Here is a 20,856-nt window from a genome sequence, read left to right on the forward strand (position 1 = left end):
CGCTCGGGATGCGTGATCAATAACCAGCAGCCAGGCCATCCCCACGGGGATCGGTTGCACCATATTTCAGACCAGTTTTTGGATCAACCATAATAGCTCCGGCATGCCCCATGGTATCGGTATAGTCATCCACCTTCACTACGGGATGTCCACGGCGTTTCAGCTCGGAAAGCACCTCTTCCGGAATACGCCCTTCCATTTTCAGGTCATTTGAGGCGGCGCCCCATGTCCGGCCATTTAACCAGCGGGGAGCTGTAATCGCATCCTGTGGATACATACCGAAATCCACCACGCGGGTGACAATGGCTGCCTGGGTCTGCGGCTGCCCCTCACCACCCATCGTGCCATAAACGAGATAAGGCTTGTTGTCTTTCAGCAGCATGGCCGCGTTCAGTGTATGGAAAGTCCGCTTCTTCGGCTCAAGCCGGTTCACATGTGCAGGATCAAGCGAGAAGAAACTGCCACGATTTTGCAGAAGGATACCGGTTCCTTTCGGCACAATGGCAGAACCAAAGTCGTGGTAGATACTCTGGATCAGTGAAACCGCATTGCCGTCCTTGTCAACCACACCCAGCCAGATCGTGTCACCCTTGGGTTCCAGCAGCTTCAGGTTCTGTGCGGTCTGATCCATTCTGATGCGCTTGGCCTGTTGCTGTCCATGCTGTTTGGACAGCAACCTTTCCAACGGAATCTGCACAAAGTCAGGGTCGGACAGATACTTGTCGCGGTCAACAAAGGCTTCCTTTGTCGCCTCTACCACAAGGTGATAATAGTCCGCAGAGCCTTCGCCCAGTTTCTTGACATCAAAGTTGTTCAGGATATTCAGGATTTCAAGTGACGCCATGCCCTGGGTATTCGGCGGCAGATTGTATGCCTTGTAGCCTCGATAATCTACCGTCAGCGGTTTTACCCAGTCTGCCTTGTGGCTGGCAAAATCCTTTTCGGTCAGCATGCCGCCATTGGCTTGCAAGTCTGCCACGATTTTTTTCGCAATGACGCCACGATAAAATACATCGGCACCGCTTTTGGCAATCAATCCAAGCGAAGTGGCCAGTTCCGGCAGCTTCATGATTTCCCCTACCTTGTAAGGTGCGCCATCCGGTTTCAGATAGGTCTGACGGAATCCGTCAAAGCGCTGCAGATTCCGGAATTCTGAATCCTTCGGGTCCACATTGATTTCCGCCCACCGCTGTAATGACGGTGTGACCGGAAAACCTTTCTGTGCATAGGAAATCGCGCTGTCAAACAGCCGGTTCCAGGGCATACCGGTATTTCCCATACTGCTTCTGGCATATTTGTGAGCCGCATCCCAACCGGAAACCACACCCGGTACGGTATTGGCAGCGAGATATCCGCGAGCCGGGATTTTATCCAGGCCCTTGCTCTTGTAATATTCAATGCTGGCTTTTTCACCCGAACGGCCGCTGGCGTTCAATGCCCTGACTTCCCCCGTTTTGGCGTTATATATCAGCCAGAAGTTATCCCCGCCGATGGTGTTCATCTGCGGATAAACCACTGCCAGCGTTGAGGCGGCGGCAATCGCGGCATCAACCGCATTGCCTCCCTGCCGCAAAACAGCAAGCCCGGCTTCAGAGGCCAGGTAATGTGGTGTGGTTACAACACCATTGGTGGCAATAGGATCAATGCAGCGTCCGGCCGTTTCACAATACTTCCCCGGCGACTTTTCGGCGAGCGCCGTACCGGCAACCGACAGGCAGCCTAATGCGACAAGCATGCCTACCAGAATGTTTTTCTTTGTCTTTTTCATACAAGCCCCTTAAGAATGATGAAAACGCTTCTTCGTGCAACACCCTCGCCTGATATACGAATTTTTAATATCTGATATATCAGGTGAGCATTTTCAGTATACATTTTTTTGAGAAAAGGCAAACATTTTGAAACGAAAAAATGCATTCTCTTGCACTTTCAAAATACAATTCTGAGATGCTGCATCTTCATTTGGCCCTATTGGCCCTCCAACCCAGGAACCCCAATGGATACATCAGAAAACAAAATGCCCAGCCAGGCCCAGAAAGCCTATGAACTGATTGAAGAGATGATTGTCAGCCTCAAACTGGAACCCGGCCAGAAAATTTCCGAGAACCTGTTGAGTGAGCGGCTGGGCATTGGCAGAACCCCTATTCGGGAAGCCTTGCAAAAGCTGGCTTATGAGGGAACGGTGATTATTACACCGCGCTCCGGCATTACGATCTCGGAAATCGATATGACAGACCAGTTCAGGCTGATTGAAGTCAGAAGGGGACTGGAACGTATCATGGCAAATCGGGCGGCACAATTTGCCAGCGTAACGGAAAAAGAACAATTTGCCGCCTTGAGCGAAGAATTTATGAAAACCGCCAAAGCCAATGATGAAAGCATGTTTATTCAGGCGGACAGGGAATTCAACCAGTTGCTGGCAGATTCCGCCCGCAATAAATATGCGCGGCTGGCCATGTCTTCCATCCAGGCACAAACCCGCCGTTTCTGGTTTCTCTATTTCAAGCACTTTGGCGACCTGCCCAAGGTCTGCCGGCTCCATGCCGCCATTGCCAGTGCTATTGCAGAAGGAAACGAGGAAAAAGCGGAAAAAGCCAGCGACAGTCTGATCGACTATGTGGAGGAATACACTACACGGACGATCAAAGCCATCTGATTCACCGCTTTTAGAGCGCCTTCATTTATCAATAGTTGATATTTCTTTTGAAATATCATCCTGCCTGCGCTAACATGGCGTGTATGTTGTAACCCTCTTCACATACTTGGGTGACCCGGTCAGCCAGGTGGACAGAAATAAAAATAATGCTGAGATCAATTTGTGTTTATTGCGGCTCGCGCATGGGAAATTCCGAAATCCATGCTGATGCAGCTCGGGCACTGGCCCAGGAAATGGTCAATGACAATATTGCGCTGGTTTATGGTGGTGCACATGTCGGGTTGATGGGAATTCTCGCAGATGAAGTCTTGCGTTTGGGCGGAGAGGTCACAGGCGTTATCCCCAAGGACCTGCTTGAAAAAGAAGTCGGGCACGATGGTTTGACCCGTCTTTACATTGTCAAGGACATGCACGAAAGAAAAGCCATGATGGCCGAACTGGCAGACGGGTTCATCACCCTGTCCGGCGGCATGGGCACACTGGACGAGTTATTTGAAACATTCACCTGGAGCATGCTGGGCGTGCATGAAAAGCCGATCGGCATCCTCAACATCGATGGTTTTTATGACAACCTGATCGGCTTAATCGACCACTTGGTTGACCAGGGATTTGTCGATACCCGTTATGCTGACATGCTGTTTACCGCAGCAGATCCCAAGACACTCGTGACAAAACTGCGTGATGCATCCGCACCCGAAGAAATCGAAAGCAAGGCTTCCGCCCGGTTTTTGATTTAGGAAAACACCGTAAAGGCCTGCTCCAGATCGGCTATCAGATCTTGGGTTTCTTCAAGACCGATATAAAACCTCACCAGTTGGTGTCCGTTATATCCCCAGTCCTTGCGGTCATCCATAATGCGAAACGGCGCACACAGGCTGTGTGCGCCTCCCCAACTGAACCCGAGCTTGAAGAGCTGCAGCGCTTCAACGAAACGATCCGTCTGTTTTTCGCTATACCGCTTGTCAAAGAGAACGGAAAACAACCCGCCGGCACCGGTGAAGTCACGTTTGAAAAATTCATGGCCCGGACAATCCTCAAACGCCGGGTGCAGAACGCGGCTGATTTCAGGGCGTGATTTCAGCCAACTGGCAATCTCCATTGCTGCCTTGCCGTGTTTTTCAAAACGAAGTTTCATCGTCGGCAGGGAACGTAAAACAAGATAAACATCGTCTGCCCCCACCCCCATGCCAAAACGCATGTGCGCAACACTCAGCTTCCGGTGCAGATCATCGTCCCGGGTAATCAACGCGCCCATGAGCAGATCAGAAGCACCGCCCTGGTATTTGGTCAGCGCATGCAGGACAACATCAGCCCCATGCGAAAGCGCATCGAAACCAAGACCGGCAGACCAGGTATTATCCACGGCGACAATAGCTCCTTTTTCGTGTGCTGCCTTGCAGATAGCAGGAATATCCGGCACTTCCATCGTGACAGAACCCGGCGTCTCTGCCCAGATCAAGCGCGTATCGGGACGAATCAGATCAGCAATGCCGGCACCAATCATCGGATCATAATAACGGGCGGTGACACCAAAATCATGGGTCAGCCAATTGCCCAGTTCACGATTCGGGTTGTAGACATTTTCCGGGATCAGCACATCATCCCCGGAACGGAGAAACGCAAAATCAACAATGGCAATAGCCGCCAGTCCGCTGGGCGCGAGAATACAGTGGTTGCCGCCTTCAATTTGCGCCAGTTGTTCTTCCAGCGTAAAAGTCGTTGGCGTGCCATGCAAACCATACGTGTAAGAATCACGGCTCTGCCAGTCGCGTGAACGCATGGCAGCCACACTTTTGAAAAGCACGGTTGAGGCGTGATATACCGGTGTGGGGAAAGCCCCGAAATCAGCCGGTGGCTGATAGTCACTGTGAAGGAGCTTCGTCTGACGTTCTTTTGACTTACTCATGTTCACTCTCCTGTATGGTTGATGGTTCCCATCTTACCGTATCCTTCTGATACGTGCAGACGGTGAGGACAAAGCCTAATCAGGGCACCATCTCCCCCCACATGTCATGCGCATCCGCATCAGTAATTCTGACAGAGACAAATTCTCCCGCCTTGAGTTTTCTCCGCATTCCTTTCGGCTTTTTGACATAAACCACACCGTCAATCTCGGGGGCATCAGCAAACGAACGGCCAATGGCGCCACCTCGTACCGGCTCGTCGGTCAGGATACGCAGGGTTTTCCCGATTTTCTCCTGAAGTTTTTCGCGAGAAATTTCCTCCTGCATGATCATCAACTGCGCGCGGCGTTCTTCACGAATGGCTTCCGGCACGGGATCAGCAAGATAATTTGCGGCAGCACCCTCCACAGGTGAATAGGGGAAACACCCGAGCCGGTCGATTCTGGCCACTTTAAGAAAATCCATCAGATAATCAAATTCGGCATCGGTCTCACCGGGAAAGCCGGTAATGAAGGTAGAGCGAATCGTAATATCCGGACACATGTCACGCCAGGCCATCATTCGCTCAAGATGTTTTTCTCCACTGGCCGGGCGCTTCATTCTCCTTAACACATCGGGATGCGCATGCTGCAGCGGCACATCCAGGTAAGGCAGAATCAATCCATCCTGCATCAGGGAAACCAGATGATCGACATGGGGATAGGGGTAAACATAATGCAGGCGAATCCAGGCATCATATCGCCGGGCGAGCTTCCCCAGGGATTCTGCCAGTTGGGTAACATGCGTTTTTACCGGCCGCCCCTCCCAGAACCCGGTCCGATATTTCATATCCACACCATAAGCGCCGGTATCTTGTGAAACCAGCAGCAACTCTTTCACACCGGCATTGAAAAGCCGCTCGGCTTCAGAGAGAACATCACCGACAGAACGCGTAACAAGCCTGCCTCTCAACGAGGGGATAATACAAAAGGTACAGCTGTGATTGCAGCCTTCGGAAATTTTGAGATAGGCATAATGGCGGGGCGTCAGCTTGATACCCTGCGGGGGAACGAGATCAATAAAGGGTTCATGCGGTCTTGGCAAATGCTTATGGACCGCCTGCATGACTTCTTCCAGCGCATCCGGCCCGGTTATTTCAAGCACATCAGGCATAACCTGGCGAATAAAGCCCTGACCGGCATCATCCCTTTTGGCACCAAGACAGCCGGTAACGATCACCTTGCCGTTTTCAGCCAGCGCCTCGCTGATGGTTTCCAGCGATTCTTCCACGGCAGCGTCAATAAATCCGCAGGTATTGATGATAACGAGATCGGCATCGTCATAGGTGGCAGCAGTCTGGTACCCTTCTGCACGCAAACGGGTCAGAATGTGCTCGGAATCCACCAGCGCCTTGGGGCAGCCCAGTGAAACAAAGCCGATCCTTTTTAATGTATTCATTTCGCGTATATCTTTTGTTTAAATAATGCGGCAGACGGTATTATCCTGAAAATAACCATACCTTGCACCAAACCGGTCAAACCAGCCAGATACCCGTTGCCATCCTCCCGGTTACCCCGTCACGGCGGTAGGAATAAAAACGGGCGGCATCAGAGACCGAGCAAAAATTTCCGCCGCTGATTCTGCTGACATCCTGTTTTTCAAGAATATGGCGCGCAAGTGCATAAATATCCGCCAGATATTTCCCAGACTCACCAACCCTGGGCCTGAAATATCCCGCGAGAGACACATCCCTGGCAGCAAACGCCGCCAGCACATCCTCTCCCACCTCGAAGCGCTCGGGGCCAATGGCGGGTCCCATCCAGGCAAGGATTTCAGCCGCACCGACCTGCCGCATCCGGGAAAGCGTTTCTTCCAGAATACCCTCAGCCAGCCCGCGCCATCCGGCATGTGCCGCAGCAACCACACGGCCGGTCACATCGCAAAAAAGCACCGGCAGACAATCCGCGGTCTGGACAAGACAGACGGCATGGGGATTTGTTGAAAAACTGGCATCCGCTTCCGGCAAACCGGGGACAGCCCCGGCCTGAACCACCTGGGTGCCATGAACCTGATTCAGCCATAGCGGCTCAGCAGGCAGCCATTTTCTCAGGTGATTCCGGTTTTGCTCAACACAGCCGCTATCGTCACCCACGTGCAAGGCCAGATTAAAACCACCCTCCGACACCGTTTTCCCATGGTACGGAAAGAGGCTGACGCCACCGCCACGGGTTGTGGAAAATCCGCGCACGTTATCAGGCGCATCCCAATCCGGAAAAATCAGCTCAGGTTTATTTCTCATATTCCGTTATTCCCGCATCATCAAGTAACCTGGCAAAGTCATCAGGCACCGGAGCCACCCATTCATACCCCTTTTTGCTCGCCGGGTGTATGAGCCCGAGCTTTTGCGCATGTAACGCTTGCCGCCCGAAAAATGACGATAAGTGCTGCTTGCCATAAAGCGGATCGCCGACCAGCGGAAATCCCAGCGACTGCATGTGCACCCGGATCTGGTGGGTGCGGCCGGTTTCCAGTTGGCAAACCAGCAGACTGACTCCCATATTGCCCAGGCGGCCTGTCGCTATACGCTCATAATGCGTAACTGCCGGCTTGGCATAAGGACTTTCAGAAACCGCCATTTTCACCCGGTCGCGCGGATGGCGGCCGATTGCGGCACTGATAATTCGTTTGGGAGAGGGCTCACCCCAGACCAGTGCAAGGTACTGCCGATGAACCGTTCTGTCCTGCAACTGCCGCACCAGGCTGGTCTGTGCTTCCAGCGTCTTGGCAATAACCATGAGGCCGCTGGTATCCTTGTCCAGCCGATGAACAATCCCTGCCCGTGGCACCGCTGCAATGGGCGGAAAATGATGCAAAAGCCCGTTTAACAACGTCCCGGACCAGTTACCTGCCGCCGGATGCACCACCAGGCCCGCCGGTTTATTGATAACGAGAATATCCGGATCTTCATACACAACCGGTAAATCCATCGGTTCGGGCTGGTAAGCCATCTCTTCATCAGACTGCTGCGGCACAACCTGGATTTCCTCATCGCCAATCATCGTATGCTTCCTGAGAAAACGCTCACCGTCAACTGTAACAAATCCCTCATCAATCCACCGCTGGATGCGGCTTCGGGAAAACTGCGGCAAAAGCTGGGCCAATACCTTGTCTAAGCGCTCGCCACCGTCTTCAGGAGTCAAACGGAAGCGGTGAATGGTCGGCTGCTCTGAAAATTCATCAAAATCTTCGGCTTCCTCAACAGGGGTTTTTTCCGGATATGGCATATTCAGGCTTTCATTTTCTTTCACTTGGGTTACTATCAGCTATAATTCCACGATTATCCGATCATTTTCTCGCGTTATCTGCATTTTGCAAAAACCATGCAAAAGAATCTATTAAAATTTTTCGCTATTATCATGGTACTCCTGGTTGCGGGCTGTGGGCTGCTACCTGATGAAATTGATGAAACCGCTTCCTGGCCAGCCGGAAAACTATACCGGGAAGCCAAACAAATGATGGATGCTGGCGACTATGAAAAGGCCGTCCAGTATCTTGAAAAGCTGGAAGCCCGTTATCCTTTCGGGGTTTATGCCCAGCAAGCCCAGATCGAAATCGCCTACGCATATTACCGCGACAATGACCAGCCCCAGGCGCTTGCTGCTGTGGAACGCTTCATCAAGCTGCACCCGAACCACCCCAACATTGACTATATGTATTATCTGCGCGGGCTGATAAACTTCAATGACCGTGTGGGCATCATGAACTTTGCCTTCAAACAGGATCTGTCAGAACGCGACTCGAAAGCCGCGCAGGAAGCCTTTGACTCATTCAGGCTGCTGGTAACCCGTTTCCCTGACAGTATTTATGCGGCAGATGCCCGTATCCGCATGCAGTATCTGATCAATATGCTGGCACGCTATGAAATTCATGTGGCCAAGTATTATTACAAGCGTGGCGCCTATGTCGCTGCGCTGAACCGGGCGCAGGGCGCTGTTGCCAAGTATCCGGACACCTCCTCCAGTGAGGAGGCGCTTTATATCATGGTGCGCGCATACGACAAAATGGGCTTGAACGATCTGCGCGATGATGCCAACCGCATCTTCCAGCAAAACTACCCTGACAGTGTCCTGCCTTCAGGCGGGACGAAAGAGCCCGAAGCCGTCTGGTGGAAATTCTGGTAACCCCGGATTCCCACCCCTGTTTTTCGTTGCTTTGTCTGAAACCGTTTTTGTTTTTATGACCACATGAAAACCGAACTTGCTCTCACACCGCTCTCGGGAAGCACGCTGTTTATCATCACGGCCCCTTCCGGTGCGGGGAAATCATCGCTTTTAAAAGCACTGACAAAACAGGATCCCAGCCTGGGGATTTCCATATCCCACACCACGCGCGCGCCACGGCCTGGCGAAGAAGACGGCAGGGAATACCATTTCACAACCGTTTCGGATTTTCTGGAAAAACAGAAAAAAGGCGAGTTTCTGGAATACGCCGAAGTCCATGGCAATTACTACGGAACATCCCGCCGCGCCATTTTGGAGCGATTGTCAAACGGCAAGGATACCCTGCTGGAAATCGACTGGCAGGGCGCCATGCAGATACGCAAGCTTATTGCAGAAACCGTGAGTATCTTTATTCTGCCCCCCTCAATAGCCACGCTTGAGGAACGGCTGAACAGACGTGGACAGGATTCTCCCGAAATTATTGCCGGGCGGATGGAAGCTGCAAGCGAAGAAATATCCCATGCATGTGGCTTTGATTATGTTATCATCAATGACGATTTTGATCACGCGCTCTCCCAGCTTGCCGCCATTGTAGAGGCCACCCGCTGCAGACTTCCCCGACAAGTCGTGACACATACCAGATTATTTGAGCAATTCGGTATCATTTCTGATATCCGTTAATTTTCCGTTTTATTTCAAGGCAGGAGTATCTATGGCCCGTATTACTATTGAAGATTGTCTTCAGCAAATCCCGAATCATTTTGAGCTGACCCTGTGTGCCACTTACCGCGCACGCCAACTGCTCCAGGGACATACCCCCCAGGTTGACGCAAAAGACAAAATGTCCGTTCTTGCCCTGCGTGAAATCGCAGCAGGCAAAGTCGGTACGGAAATGCTGAAAAAAGTACCCGGCTGATTGTTTGTGCCGGATCATATCCCGACACGGCTGTGATGCAAAATAACACAGCTGTGTTATTGTTAAGGCATTAAGGTATATTTCACGTAATCACTGATGCTAGACAAGTCCGGGTTATCTTCACACAAAGGAGAAGACACTGGTGTCTTCTCCGCAAACCAGATACTGACCGAGCCGCAAACACCCCAGACGGCACCGTCAGTTGTGGCTAGCTCTCAGCCTGTCCCTGGCGTTGCCACGTTTTCCCACCTCACACAAAAGCTCGAAACCTATCTCTCAAAAGCGGACATGCAGCGCGTGAGAGAAGCTTTTCGCTACGCGGATGAAATGCATCTGGGACAAATCCGAAAATCCGGGGAGCCCTATATTTCGCATCCCCTGGCAGTCGCTGAAATCTGTGCAGACTGGAAACTGGATACCCAGGCCATCATGGCTGCGCTACTTCATGACGTCATGGAAGATCAGGATGTCAAAACAGAAGAACTGATCGAACGCTTTGGCGCGCCCGTTGCCGGACTGGTTGACGGCCTGTCCAAACTGGAAAAGCTGCAATTTCAGAACCATGTGGACGCTCAGGGAGAAAACTTCCGAAAAATGCTGCTTGCCATGGCAAAAGACGTCCGTGTCATTCTGATCAAGCTGGCAGACCGCCTTCACAATATGCGCACACTGGATGTCATGGACATGTCCAAGCGCAGGCGTATTGCCCGGGAAACCATGGAAGTGTACGTACCGATCGCACACCGTCTTGGCATCAACAATCTCTATCGTGAAATGCAGGACCTGGCTTTTCACAATATGCACCCTTACCGCTATGAAACCCTGGATAAAGCGGTCAGTACCGCCCGGGGTAACCGGCATGAAGTGCTGGGCCGGATTCATGATACGGTCAGTTCAGCTCTTGAAAAGAGCGGGATTCATGCCGAGATCTACAGCCGGGAAAAAACCCTTTTCGGGATCTACAGGAAAATGCGCCAGCAGAATCTGGCTTTTTCGCAGGTACTCGATATTTATGGCTTCAGGGTAGTGGTTAATACGATCGCAGAATGTTACGCCACGCTGGGTGTGCTGCATTCCCTCTACAAACCCATGCCGGGCAAGGTGCAGGATTACATTGCCATGCCCAAGCTGAATAAATACCAGTCTTTGCACACCACGCTGGTTGGCCCGTATGGCGCCCCCGTTGAATTTCAGATCCGCACACACGACATGCACCATGTTGCAGAAACCGGTGTTGCCGCCCACTGGCTTTACAAGAATCCGAATGAAAACCTGACGGATATCCAGAAACACAGTCTCGGCTGGCTGCAATCCCTTCTGGACATCCAGCAGCAAACCGGTAATTCCGCTGAATTTCTCGAGCACGTCAAGGTTGACCTCTTTCCGGACTCGGTCTATGTCTTTACGCCGAAAGCGGAAATCATCGCCCTGCCGCGTGAAGCGACCGCACTGGATTTCGCCTACAACATCCATACCGATGTGGGTAACCAGACGGTCGCTGTCAAAATCAACAACGAGCCGGCCCCCTTAAGAACCGAACTGCAAAACGGCGATATCGTGGAAGTCATCACGTCTCCCACATCCCGCCCCAATCCTGCCTGGCTTTCCTTTGTCCGGACGGGGAAAGCCCGTTCCTGTATCAGAAGCCATCTGCGTTCCGTCAACATGGCTGACTCCATCGAATTGGGTAAACGACTTTTGCAGCAGGCTCTGCAGTCGGTAGACATGGATCCGGCCCTTGATCAGCCCGTGATTGACAAACTGCTGTACGAAACCGGTTCAAAAACGCTTGACGATATCTATATGGATATTGGCGTGGGCAAACGGCTTGCCGCACTGGTGGCTCGGCGGATTATCGGTCTGACTGACGAAGTCAAGCGAAAAAAGGAATCACGCACCAGACAGAAAGAAGAGCCGAAAACGGCGGCTCCACAGCCTGTCATTATCTATGGCAGTGAGGGTGTCAATGTCCAGTTGGCATCCTGCTGCCTTCCCATTCCGGGTGACACCATCATGGGCGAACTGAATATGACACGCGGTCTGGTCGTGCACCAGGCCGAATGTCCTGTGGCAAAAAGACAGATCGCCAAAGAACCGGAAAAATGGATCAATGTCGCCTGGGGTGAGGACCTGAATCGCAGTTTCGACTGCCGCCTGAAAGTTACTGTCCATGAGGAAAAAGGAATCCTTGCCCGTGTTGCGGCAGAAATCAGCGAGTCCAACGCCAATATTGTCCATGTCGGCATGGAAACACAGGAGGATTTCACCGTATTACGGTTTACTGTACAGGTAGAAGACCGGACGCATCTGGCGAATCTGATGCGCCGGGTACGTCATATTCCCGGCGTCACGCAGATAGGTCGGGAACGGAACTGATCCGCTCGGCCTTTTCTCCTCAGTTCAGCGTTATCCGGGCAAACTTGCGCTTGCCGACCTGCACCACAAAAGTCCCCGCTTCCACTTTCAGCCCCCGATCGCTGACAGCTTCACTGTCAATACGGACCCCGCCCTGATCAACCATGCGTAGCGCTTCTGACGTGGATGCGCATAATCCGGCCTGTCTGAGCAATTGTCCGATACCCATCGGCGCACCGGAAAGGCTGAGTTCAGGCACATCATCCGGAATACCGCCCCGCGCACGCAGCATGAAATCCTCAAGTGCGGATTCGGCGGCGGCTTTTGAATGGAAGCGTGTGACGATTTCCTGCGCCAGTTCCACCTTCACATCCCGCGGATTGCGGCCGTTTTTCACAGCATCCCTGAGATTGCCGATATCGGAAAGTGAGCGGAAGGAAAGCAGGTCATAGTACTTCCACATCATCTCATCAGAAATACTCATCACTTTGGCAAACATGGTATTGGCCGGTTCGGTAATGCCGACATAATTGCCTTTGGACTTGGACATTTTTTCAATGCCATCCAGCCCTTCCAGAAGCGGCATGGTCAGAATGCATTGCGGCTCCTGGTTGTACCCTCTTTGCAATTCCCGTCCTACCAGCAGATTGAATTTCTGGTCTGTACCGCCCAGCTCCATGTCAGATTCAAGCATCACGGAGTCATACCCCTGCATCAAAGGATAAAGCAGCTCATGAATCGCAATGGGGGAGCCGTTTTTAAAACGGGTTGAAAAATCCTCACGCTCCATGATACGGGCAAGCGTATAACGCGATGCCAGCTGGATCATGTCCCGCGCGGTCATCTTGTCGCTCCACTCGGAGTTATACCGGATTTCTGTCCTGCCAGGATCAAGCACCAGGCTGGCCTGGTTGAAATACGTCATAGCATTTTCCTTGACCTGCTCACGGGTCAGCTCCGGACGAGTGACATTGCGGCCCGACGGATCACCGATCATGGAAGTGAAATCGCCAATCAGGAAAATCACCGTATGTCCCAGATCCTGCAGCTGCCGCATTTTGTTTAACACAACCGTGTGTCCCAGGTGCAGGTCAGGGGCGGTAGGGTCCAGTCCCAGCTTGATCCGCAACGGCTTTCCTGTCTTTTCAGAACGCGCCAGTTTCTGGGCAAGCTCTGTATCAACCAGCAGTTCTTCTGTACCGCGTTTGATAACGTCTACTGCCTCTTTGACGGCTGATGATAGTGGCAAATCGTCAGAAATACCGGAAGATTCATGTTTTTTATTCATTTTTTTGCTTTATATTTGCTATAATTTTGCTTTAAATCCATGTTGCTTTCTGTTAATATTTCCTTCGCAACAGAAATCGCATTACCTAAAAGTAAAGATTTTAACTGATTGCTCCACGAAGAGAAGAGGATTTTCATGCGCGATGTTTTTCAAAAAATAGCTTCAACACTTTTAGGCACAACAAGAAAAACCCGTATTATTTCTGCTGCATCCCTTCTCCTCGCCATTTTTGCCATTGGTGCTGCCGCTGTCGCCCCCGGCGCGCCACCTGATACCAGCCATATTGAAATCCGCTCGATTTCCGAAGAAATCAAGCTGCCTTCTCTTTCCGAGCAAATCGCTGCACTGAGCCAGGAAAAACACTATTTCATGCGTGAAGAAAAGGTCCGCTCGGGTGACACCCTCGGTTCTTTGCTCACCCGCCTGGGAGTCGATGATGCCCCGGCGATCGCCTTCATCAAGTCAGATGACATCGCCAGGGAAATGCTGCATCTCAAGGCCGGGAAAATTATTCAGGCAAAAACCGATAATGCCGGACAACTGCACTGGCTTTATATGTCGACAACGGACAAGGACGACATGCCATGTGACATCGTGGTCACACGCACTGACAGGGGATTTGTCTCCTCCAATGACAATGCGGCAATTGAGCGCCGTGTCGAAATGCGTTCCGGCGTGATTTATTCTTCCCTGTTCGCTGCGACGGATACGGCGGAAATCCCGGACATCATCACCAACAAACTGGTTGACATGTTCGCCACCAATATCGACTTCAGTTCGGATCTGCGCCGTGGCGACCGTTTTAATGTCGTGTATGAATCCTACTGGCGTAACGGCACCTTCCTGCGTTCCGGCCGTATTCTTGCTGCTGAATTCATCAATGCCGGCAACATCTATCAGGCGGTCTGGTTTGATGGTATTGGCGCAAGACCCGGCGGCTACTACAGCTTCAACGGCAAGTCACAGAAAAAAGCCTTCCTGAAATATCCGCTCGCATTTACGCGTGTTTCCTCCGCATTCTCCATGCGCAAACATCCCATCACCGGTTTGTGGAAGCAGCATAAAGGCATTGACTTTGCCGCCCCGACCGGCACACCGATCCGTTCAGCTGCTGATGGCACCATCGAATTCATCGGCTGGCAAAACGGCTATGGCAACTTCATTGTTGTCAAACACTGGGGCGCCTATACAACAGCATATGGCCATATGAGCCGCTTTAACCCTGACATGAAAAAAGGCACCAAGGTCAAGCAGGGTGACGTCATTGGCTTTGTCGGCTCAACCGGCATGAGCACAGGACCGCATCTGCATTATGAGTTCCGGATCAATGGGGTTCAGCGTGACCCGAGACAGATTGAAATGCCGAATATCCAGCCGCTGACTGCCAGTGAAATGGAGAAATTCCGGATTGTTGTTGCTGACATGCGCCACCGTTTCTCTCTGATGAACCCGGGTGGCAGTTACGAAAAAGTCGCCTCGAAATAACATTGCCCAGCCAAGACACTTCCGGCCGTCTTTATATCGGCCTCATGACAGGCACCAGCATGGATGGTGTCGATGGGGTGCTTGTTGAAATTCCGGATAATTACACGGGTGGGTTTCTCCCGCTGACGAGTGCGGCGCATATCCCTTTTAACGAGGATCTGCGCCGTCTTTTAATGTCCCTGCAACTGCCCAGCGACAATGAAATCGAGCGGGAAGCGCTTGTTGCCAATGATCTGGCAAACATTTACGCCCGCTGTGTTTTCCGGCTGCTCGAGCAGTCATGCCTCACGCCCGGTTTTGTCACCGCTATCGGCGTGCACGGACAAACCATCCGTCATCGCCCTGAACTGGGCTATACCCGGCAAACCAATAACCCCGCGCTTTTGGCGGAACTCACCGGCATTGATGTCATTGCGGACTTCCGTTCACGTGATCTGGCCGCAGGCGGCCAGGGAGCCCCGCTGGTTCCGGCTTTTCATCATGCCCTGTTTGGCAACAGCGGCAACTCCTGTGTGGTCGTCAATATCGGCGGCATTGCCAATATCAGCATATTGACACGGGATCGCAAAACAATCGGTTTTGACACCGGGCCTGGCAATGTCCTTTTAGATGCCTGGATCGCAAAATACCAGGGCCTGCTTTATGATGAAAACGGCCAATGGGCCGCCAGCGGCGAACCTGACAGCGAATTGCTGGCCGTTATGCTGAAAGAACCTTTCCTGTCACTCCCTCCACCCAAAAGCACAGGGCGGGACCTGTTCAATGAGGAATGGGTAGAAGCAAAACTGGCTTCCGCATTGGAATTTACCGTTCTGTCTCCAGTCGATATCCAGGCAACACTGGCTGCCTTTACCATCACGACCATCGCAGACGCCATCACCCGCTATGCGCCTGATGCCGATAAAATCTTTATCTGCGGTGGCGGTGCCAGAAACACCCATCTTGTCAGCGGACTTGAGGCTGCGCTGGAAAAACCGATGCCTGACACTGACGTTGTCACCAGCGAAGTCATCGGCATTGACCCAACCCATATTGAAGGACTGGCTTTCGCATGGCTGGCCCATCGTTTCACCAACCGCCTTCCCGGCAACCTGCCAGGCGTCACCGGCGCACATGGCCCGCGTATCTTAGGCGCATTGTATCCGGGCATGATGGATAAAGACGTGACCGCTTTTTTCGGGAAAACCGGAGCTGCTGAATGATCGCGCTGCTTCAGCGTGTCAGCCGTGCACAGGTTGTTGTAGAGGAGGAAATTGTTGGCCGTATCGGAAAAGGCCTGCTTGTCCTTCTTTGCGCAGAACGCGGCGATACTGAAAAAGAAGCGGATGCCCTGTTGAACCGCCTGGTGAATTACCGGGTTTTCAATGACAGTGACGGCAAGATGAACCTGTCGCTTGATACCGTTAAAGGCGATCTGCTGCTGGTTCCCCAATTCACCCTGGCGGCCAATACCCGATCCGGAACCCGCCCCTCCTTTTCTGCTGCCGCATCACCGGATGTCGGGCAACGCCTCTTTGACTATTTTACCCGCCAGGCCAAAGCAACAGTCTCTCACGTTCAGACGGGCCGATTTGGCGCCCATATGGAAGTTGAACTGGTCAATGACGGACCGGTTACCATCTGGCTGCATACACCACCGGCTGATACCCCTGCTTAGGGTCAGGACTCATTAATTTGCGCAAACTGTGCGAAAAACCGCCTTCATCTGGCAAAATAGCAGGACATTATGATAAAAACGACCAGACACAGGAGGACGCATGAAAATATGGAGTGATTCTTTCAAGGACAATCAGGCCATCCCCCCGCAATATGCTTTCGGCTTGATCGACCCCAAAACACATGTTGCGCTGTCAGACAACCGCAATCCGCACCTGGCCTGGAGTGATGTGCCGGCAGGGACTAAATCACTGGCCGTCATCTGTCATGACTATGATGTTCCTTCCAGGGGAGATGACGTCAATCAGGAAGGCAAAAAAGTGCCGGCAGACCTTCCACGGGTCGATTTTTACCACTGGCTCCTGATTGATCTGCCGCCGACAGTGCAATCTGTAGGTGATGGTGAATTTTCCAGCAGTGTCACCCCCCGCGGAAAAAGCGGTCCGGCGACATTGCATGGCGCACGCCAGGGTATCAATGACTACAGCCCCTGGTTTGCCGGCGACAAGGATATGTCCGGCGACTATTACGGCTATGATGGCCCCTGCCCCCCGTGGAATGACACCATTCCCCATCATTATGTGTTTACGGTGTATGCCCTTGATATCGACAGGCTGGCTGTCGAAGACAAATTCACCGGACCGGATATGATGGCGGCAATGGAAGGGCACATTCTGGGCAAAGCCAGCATTACCGGCATTTATACACTCAATCCGGAGCTGGCTGACACCATCTGAGTCTTTGGCAACATGATGCAATCAACAGAAGTACTGATCATCCGTCACGGGCAGACAGACTGGAATGCAACCAAACGCCTGCAAGGGCACAGCGATACGCCTTTAAACGAGAAAGGAATCGGGCAGGCACTTGCGCTTGCCGACACCTTAAGGGAAGAAAAGCTGGAGGCCATTTTTTCAAGTGACCTCCAGCGCGCCCTGCGAACGGCAGAAGAAATTGCAAAATGGCACAATCTGCCTGTCACAGTTGATCCGGCATTCCGTGAACGCTCTTATGGTGCCTTTGAAGGCTTGAGCCGTGATGAGATCAAAACGCGCTATCCCGAATCCCATGCCGCCTGGTATGCTGCTGACCCGGATCATGTTTTTCCGCCGGGAGAGCGGATTGCCGAAAGCATCCGTGCTTTTCACCATCGGGCCATTGAAGCAATCCAGCGGATCGCCCGGCCTTATGCCAGTAAAAAAATTGTGCTCATCGCCCACTTCGGCATCATCGAGTCCGCCTATCGCGTGGCTCATGACATGCCGCTCGAAGTCAGAAGCCGGGTACCTGTGTTAAACACCAGCATCAACCGTTTCAGGGTTTGTGAAAACCGCATAGAACTCATTGCGTGGGGAGATGATGGACATCTTGAACCACAGCAAAAACCGGCTGATTACCTCAAACATTTCTGATCTGTCATTTTTTCGGGATGTCTCTGGCATACCGGCTTTGGTAAAATAGCGCTTTTTTTGACTTTCACGCCATGCAGCTCGGTCCTTATACCCTGCCCAATAATGTTTTTGTTGCGCCTATGGCTGGTGTAACAGACCGCCCTTTTCGCCAACTGTGCCGGCAGCTTGGCGCGGGATATGCCGTCTCCGAAATGGTCGCAGCCAATCCGGCACTCTGGCAGACCCGAAAAAGCAAAAAACGGATGGCGCATCAGGATGAAGCTGCGCCACGCGCCATCCAGATCACCGGTGCCGATCCGGAAATGATGGCTGAGTGCGCGCGCCACAATGTCGGGTTGGGCGCCCAGATTGTTGATATCAACATGGGCTGTCCGGTAAAAAAAGTCTGCAACAACTGGTGCGGCTCCGCCCTTTTACAGGATGAAAAGCGCGTGGCAGACATCCTCAATGCCGTCGTCAATGCGGTTGATGTTCCGGTTACGCTCAAATACCGCACCGGCTGGAACCGTGAAAGCAAAAATGCACTGACGATTGCCAAAATTGCCGAATCGGCAGGCATTGCCATGCTGACGCTCCACGGCCGTACCCGGGAAGATGCCTATCGGGGAGAGGCAGAATACGAAACCATTGCACAGGTCAAGCAAACCGTATCCATTCCCGTGGTCGCCAATGGCGATATCGACTCACCGGAAAAAGCCCGAAAAGTACTGGAGACAACCAATGCGGATGCCATCATGATCGGGCGTGCGGCACAGGGACGCCCCTGGATATTTCGTGAGATTACCCATTATCTTCAAACCGGTGAACTGATGCCGGCACCCGTGTCGAGGAAATTCGCCGGTTGATGCACCAGCATTTACTGGATCACTACGCATTTCACGGTGAAATAATCGGTGTCCGGAGTGCCAGAAAGCACATTGGATGGTATATTAATAGTCTTCCCGGTTCGGATGTATTCAAACAACACATTAACCAGATTGATTCCTGTGAGGAGCAACTCAGGCGTGTTGATGTTTTTTTTGAATCACAGCTCGAACATGGTGAAAGATTACACTACAGGAACCAAACGCAAGAATCGCTTAGCCCTGACGCCGATTTCTCGCAAACTCAATAAGACAAAAATGAGCAAAGAGCAAATTCAGGAAGCCATCTCAAAAAGTCTGCAGGATTATTTCAATGTTTTGGATGGGCAAAAACCAACCGGTATCTATGACATGATCATGCACACCGTTGAAAAGCCGGTTCTCGCCACTGTGATGGCACATGCAAGAAACAATCAGTCACTGGCAGCAGAAATGCTTGGCATTAATCGCAACACCCTGCGAAAAAAACTGCTGGAGCATGAACTGTTATAGCGTTTTCCCTGTATTTTCCCGCTTCCGTTATTTCATTTACACTGAATTATCATGACCCGATTTGCCCTGATTTCCGTCTCTGACAAAACAGGCGTCGTCGACTTTGCCCGTGCACTTACTGAGATGGGGATATCCATTCTCTCTACCGGCGGCACGGCAGAGCTGCTTGCCCAAAACGGCATTGCCGTCACTGAAGTAGCCGACTACACTGGATTTCCTGAAATGCTGGATGGCCGTGTGAAAACCCTGCATCCCAAGGTGCATGGCGGCATTTTGGCCAGGCGCGACCTGGATTCGCATACCACGGCCATTGCCAGCCAGGGTATCTCCACCATTGATATGGTCGTGGTCAACCTGTATCCCTTCCAGCAAACGATAGCAGCGCCTGAATGCACACTCGAAGATGCCGTGGAAAATATTGATATCGGCGGCCCGGCCATGCTGCGTTCCGCGGCAAAAAATTACCGTGATGTCACCGTTATCTGCGACCCTGCGGATTATGCCCAGGTGTTGCAGGAAATGAAAAACAACGGCGGCGCCCTGACTGAAAACAGCCGCTTTGATCTGGCCAGGAAAACCTTTTTCCATACCGCCCAGTATGATGGCGCCATTGCCAACTATCTCTCAAGCCTGGGGGAAGACAAGGAACATACCGCCCGCAGTTTTTATCCCCGGACACTGAACCTGCATTTTGAAAAGGTGCAGGAGATGCGTTATGGCGAAAACCCGCACCAGTCAGCCGCTTTTTATCGTGAGCGCAGCGTGCCGCACGGGACACTGGCAGACTACACGCAACTGCAGGGAAAAGAACTTTCATACAACAATATCAGTGATGCCGATGCGGCATGGGAATGTGTCAAAACGTTTGACGAACCTGCCTGTGTCATTATCAAGCATGCCAATCCCTGTGGCGTTGCTGTCGGAAACGATCCGAAAGACGCTTATGAGCGTGCATTGCAGACAGACCCCGAAGCCGCATTTGGCGGCATCATCGCGTTCAACCGCGAGCTGGATAAAAATGCGGCCGAAGAGGCATCGAAGCTTTTCGTGGAAGTCCTGATTGCACCGGCTTTTTCACCGGAAGCCCGCGCTATTTTCTCTGGCAAGAAAAATGTCCGCCTGCTGGAAATCCCGTTGGGGAAAGACCTGAATGAATATGAAGTCAAGCGGGTGGGGGGCGGCCTGTTGCTGCAATCACCCGATGCCACCAATATTGCAGTTCCCGATCTGAAAGTCGTCACCAAAAAACAGCCTGACAACAGGGCCATGCAGGATATGCTCTTTGCCTGGCGGGTTGCCAAGTTTGTCAAATCCAATGCGATTGTTTTCTGTCGTGACGGCATGACGCTGGCGATCGGCGCCGGCCAGATGAGCCGGGTGGATGCTGCGCGTACGGCTGTCATGAAAGCGAAAAATGCCGGACTGTCACTGGCAGGAACGGCTGTGGCTTCTGACGCATTCTTTCCGTTCAGGGATGGGCTGGATATTGTGGCAAATGCCGGCGCAACATCCATCATCCAGCCGGGTGGCTCCATACGGGACCAGGAAATCATTGATGCGGCAGATGAGCGTGGGCTGACCATGGCCTTCACCGCCATACGCCATTTCCGGCACTGATTCTTTTCCAGCCGTC

Annotated in this window: 19 protein-coding genes and 1 pseudogene; 14 read left to right on the top strand and 6 right to left on the bottom strand. The window is 52.3% G+C overall.

The window, feature by feature from the left end:
• Positions 1-16: 16 nt before the first annotated feature.
• Complete coding sequence (ggt, locus tag NB640_RS04405; RefSeq protein ID WP_269309960.1) at positions 17-1,768, bottom strand: gamma-glutamyltransferase; 1,752 nt, start codon at positions 1,766-1,768, stop codon at positions 17-19.
• Between the two features lie 225 nt (positions 1,769-1,993).
• Here ggt and NB640_RS04410 point away from each other — a divergent pair, with 225 nt between their 5' ends.
• Positions 1,994-2,653 (top strand): GntR family transcriptional regulator, encoded by a 660-nt coding sequence (locus tag NB640_RS04410; protein ID WP_269309962.1) that lies wholly within the window; start codon positions 1,994-1,996, stop codon positions 2,651-2,653.
• Positions 2,654-2,802: 149 nt separating this feature from the next.
• Complete coding sequence (locus NB640_RS04415) at positions 2,803-3,390, top strand: LOG family protein (RefSeq protein ID WP_269310392.1); 588 nt, start codon at positions 2,803-2,805, stop codon at positions 3,388-3,390.
• On the opposite strand, the gene NB640_RS04420 is transcribed toward NB640_RS04415, so the two are convergent.
• From NB640_RS04420 to NB640_RS04435, 4 genes are all read right to left on the bottom strand, one after another.
• Positions 3,387-4,559 carry a cystathionine beta-lyase gene (locus NB640_RS04420; RefSeq protein WP_269309963.1) on the bottom strand — a complete coding sequence of 391 codons (1,173 nt, stop codon included), beginning with the start codon at positions 4,557-4,559 and terminating at the stop codon, positions 3,387-3,389. The genes NB640_RS04415 and NB640_RS04420 overlap by 4 nt on opposite strands.
• Positions 4,560-4,638: 79 nt before the next feature.
• Positions 4,639-5,994 carry a 30S ribosomal protein S12 methylthiotransferase RimO gene (rimO, locus tag NB640_RS04425; RefSeq protein WP_269309964.1) on the bottom strand — a complete coding sequence of 452 codons (1,356 nt, stop codon included), beginning with the start codon at positions 5,992-5,994 and terminating at the stop codon, positions 4,639-4,641.
• A gap of 76 nt (positions 5,995-6,070) precedes the next feature.
• Positions 6,071-6,835, bottom strand: a complete 765-nt coding sequence (pgeF, locus tag NB640_RS04430) for a peptidoglycan editing factor PgeF (RefSeq protein ID WP_269309965.1) — start codon at positions 6,833-6,835, stop codon at positions 6,071-6,073.
• On the bottom strand, positions 6,825-7,820 hold the full coding sequence (locus NB640_RS04435) for an RluA family pseudouridine synthase (protein WP_408637957.1): 996 nt from the start codon (positions 7,818-7,820) through the stop codon (positions 6,825-6,827). The genes pgeF and NB640_RS04435 overlap by 11 nt, the downstream gene beginning before the upstream one ends.
• Positions 7,821-7,916: 96 nt before the next feature.
• Between NB640_RS04435 and NB640_RS04440 the strand changes: the two genes are divergently transcribed.
• The 4 genes from NB640_RS04440 (at position 7,917) to NB640_RS04455 (ending at position 12,048) form a co-directional block, all read left to right on the top strand.
• The gene (locus tag NB640_RS04440) at positions 7,917-8,717 is read left to right on the top strand and encodes an outer membrane protein assembly factor BamD (protein ID WP_269309967.1); all 801 of its coding nucleotides are present in this window, start codon (positions 7,917-7,919) and stop codon (positions 8,715-8,717) included.
• A gap of 63 nt (positions 8,718-8,780) precedes the next feature.
• Positions 8,781-9,437: a guanylate kinase gene (gmk, locus tag NB640_RS04445; RefSeq protein ID WP_269309968.1), complete on the top strand. Its 657-nt coding sequence runs from the start codon at positions 8,781-8,783 to the stop codon at positions 9,435-9,437.
• A gap of 31 nt (positions 9,438-9,468) precedes the next feature.
• Complete coding sequence (rpoZ, locus tag NB640_RS04450) at positions 9,469-9,672, top strand: DNA-directed RNA polymerase subunit omega (RefSeq protein ID WP_269309969.1); 204 nt, start codon at positions 9,469-9,471, stop codon at positions 9,670-9,672.
• A 96-nt stretch (positions 9,673-9,768) separates the two neighbouring features.
• Positions 9,769-12,048, top strand: a complete 2,280-nt coding sequence (locus NB640_RS04455; protein WP_269309970.1) for a RelA/SpoT family protein — start codon at positions 9,769-9,771, stop codon at positions 12,046-12,048.
• A gap of 19 nt (positions 12,049-12,067) precedes the next feature.
• Here NB640_RS04455 and tyrS read toward each other — a convergent pair whose 3' ends face one another.
• Positions 12,068-13,315: a tyrosine--tRNA ligase gene (tyrS, locus tag NB640_RS04460; RefSeq protein WP_269309971.1), complete on the bottom strand. Its 1,248-nt coding sequence runs from the start codon at positions 13,313-13,315 to the stop codon at positions 12,068-12,070.
• 135 nt (positions 13,316-13,450) lie between these two features.
• On the opposite strand from tyrS, the gene NB640_RS04465 reads away from it, so the two are divergent.
• From NB640_RS04465 to purH, 8 genes and pseudogenes are all read left to right on the top strand, one after another.
• Positions 13,451-14,800 carry a M23 family metallopeptidase gene (locus NB640_RS04465; RefSeq protein WP_269309972.1) on the top strand — a complete coding sequence of 450 codons (1,350 nt, stop codon included), beginning with the start codon at positions 13,451-13,453 and terminating at the stop codon, positions 14,798-14,800.
• A 2-nt stretch (positions 14,801-14,802) separates the two neighbouring features.
• Positions 14,803-16,002 (top strand): anhydro-N-acetylmuramic acid kinase, encoded by a 1,200-nt coding sequence (locus NB640_RS04470; protein ID WP_269309973.1) that lies wholly within the window; start codon positions 14,803-14,805, stop codon positions 16,000-16,002.
• On the top strand, positions 15,999-16,457 hold the full coding sequence (gene dtd, locus NB640_RS04475; RefSeq protein WP_269309974.1) for a D-aminoacyl-tRNA deacylase: 459 nt from the start codon (positions 15,999-16,001) through the stop codon (positions 16,455-16,457). The genes NB640_RS04470 and dtd overlap by 4 nt, the downstream gene beginning before the upstream one ends.
• Before the next feature lie 100 nt (positions 16,458-16,557).
• Positions 16,558-17,193: a YbhB/YbcL family Raf kinase inhibitor-like protein gene (locus NB640_RS04480; protein WP_269309975.1), complete on the top strand. Its 636-nt coding sequence runs from the start codon at positions 16,558-16,560 to the stop codon at positions 17,191-17,193.
• A gap of 12 nt (positions 17,194-17,205) precedes the next feature.
• Complete coding sequence (locus tag NB640_RS04485) at positions 17,206-17,868, top strand: histidine phosphatase family protein (protein ID WP_269309976.1); 663 nt, start codon at positions 17,206-17,208, stop codon at positions 17,866-17,868.
• Positions 17,869-17,939: 71 nt separating this feature from the next.
• Positions 17,940-18,982: pseudogene (gene dusB, locus NB640_RS04490) on the top strand (tRNA dihydrouridine synthase DusB).
• A gap of 7 nt (positions 18,983-18,989) precedes the next feature.
• Positions 18,990-19,223, top strand: coding sequence for a helix-turn-helix domain-containing protein (locus NB640_RS04495; protein ID WP_269309977.1), 234 nt, complete (start codon positions 18,990-18,992; stop codon positions 19,221-19,223).
• Positions 19,224-19,274: 51 nt separating this feature from the next.
• On the top strand, positions 19,275-20,840 hold the full coding sequence (gene purH / locus NB640_RS04500) for a bifunctional phosphoribosylaminoimidazolecarboxamide formyltransferase/IMP cyclohydrolase (RefSeq protein ID WP_269309978.1): 1,566 nt from the start codon (positions 19,275-19,277) through the stop codon (positions 20,838-20,840).
• Positions 20,841-20,856 lie beyond the last annotated feature (16 nt).

This window comes from Oxalobacter vibrioformis (genome assembly GCF_027118995.1).
Classification (GTDB): Bacteria; Pseudomonadota; Gammaproteobacteria; order Burkholderiales; family Burkholderiaceae_D; genus Oxalobacter; species Oxalobacter vibrioformis.

What these genes read in the sequence shown, in the direction of transcription:
- rimO (WP_269309964.1), bottom strand. Translation starts at nt 5,994, where the DNA reads ATGAATACATTAAAAAGGATCGGCTTTGTTTCACTGGGCTGCCCCAAG.
- NB640_RS04440 (WP_269309967.1), top strand. Translation starts at nt 7,917, where the DNA reads ATGCAAAAGAATCTATTAAAATTTTTCGCTATTATCATGGTACTCCTG.
- rpoZ (WP_269309969.1), top strand. Translation starts at nt 9,469, where the DNA reads ATGGCCCGTATTACTATTGAAGATTGTCTTCAGCAAATCCCGAATCAT.
- NB640_RS04455 (WP_269309970.1), top strand. Translation starts at nt 9,769, where the DNA reads ATGCTAGACAAGTCCGGGTTATCTTCACACAAAGGAGAAGACACTGGT.
- NB640_RS04495 (WP_269309977.1), top strand. Translation starts at nt 18,990, where the DNA reads ATGAGCAAAGAGCAAATTCAGGAAGCCATCTCAAAAAGTCTGCAGGAT.
- dtd (WP_269309974.1), top strand. Translation starts at nt 15,999, where the DNA reads ATGATCGCGCTGCTTCAGCGTGTCAGCCGTGCACAGGTTGTTGTAGAG.
- NB640_RS04480 (WP_269309975.1), top strand. Translation starts at nt 16,558, where the DNA reads ATGAAAATATGGAGTGATTCTTTCAAGGACAATCAGGCCATCCCCCCG.
- gmk (WP_269309968.1), top strand. Translation starts at nt 8,781, where the DNA reads ATGAAAACCGAACTTGCTCTCACACCGCTCTCGGGAAGCACGCTGTTT.
- NB640_RS04435 (WP_408637957.1), bottom strand. Translation starts at nt 7,820, where the DNA reads ATGCCATATCCGGAAAAAACCCCTGTTGAGGAAGCCGAAGATTTTGAT.
- NB640_RS04410 (WP_269309962.1), top strand. Translation starts at nt 1,994, where the DNA reads ATGGATACATCAGAAAACAAAATGCCCAGCCAGGCCCAGAAAGCCTAT.
- ggt (WP_269309960.1), bottom strand. Translation starts at nt 1,768, where the DNA reads ATGAAAAAGACAAAGAAAAACATTCTGGTAGGCATGCTTGTCGCATTA.
- NB640_RS04420 (WP_269309963.1), bottom strand. Translation starts at nt 4,559, where the DNA reads ATGAGTAAGTCAAAAGAACGTCAGACGAAGCTCCTTCACAGTGACTAT.
- purH (WP_269309978.1), top strand. Translation starts at nt 19,275, where the DNA reads ATGACCCGATTTGCCCTGATTTCCGTCTCTGACAAAACAGGCGTCGTC.
- pgeF (WP_269309965.1), bottom strand. Translation starts at nt 6,835, where the DNA reads ATGAGAAATAAACCTGAGCTGATTTTTCCGGATTGGGATGCGCCTGAT.
- NB640_RS04485 (WP_269309976.1), top strand. Translation starts at nt 17,206, where the DNA reads ATGATGCAATCAACAGAAGTACTGATCATCCGTCACGGGCAGACAGAC.
- NB640_RS04465 (WP_269309972.1), top strand. Translation starts at nt 13,451, where the DNA reads ATGCGCGATGTTTTTCAAAAAATAGCTTCAACACTTTTAGGCACAACA.
- tyrS (WP_269309971.1), bottom strand. Translation starts at nt 13,315, where the DNA reads ATGAATAAAAAACATGAATCTTCCGGTATTTCTGACGATTTGCCACTA.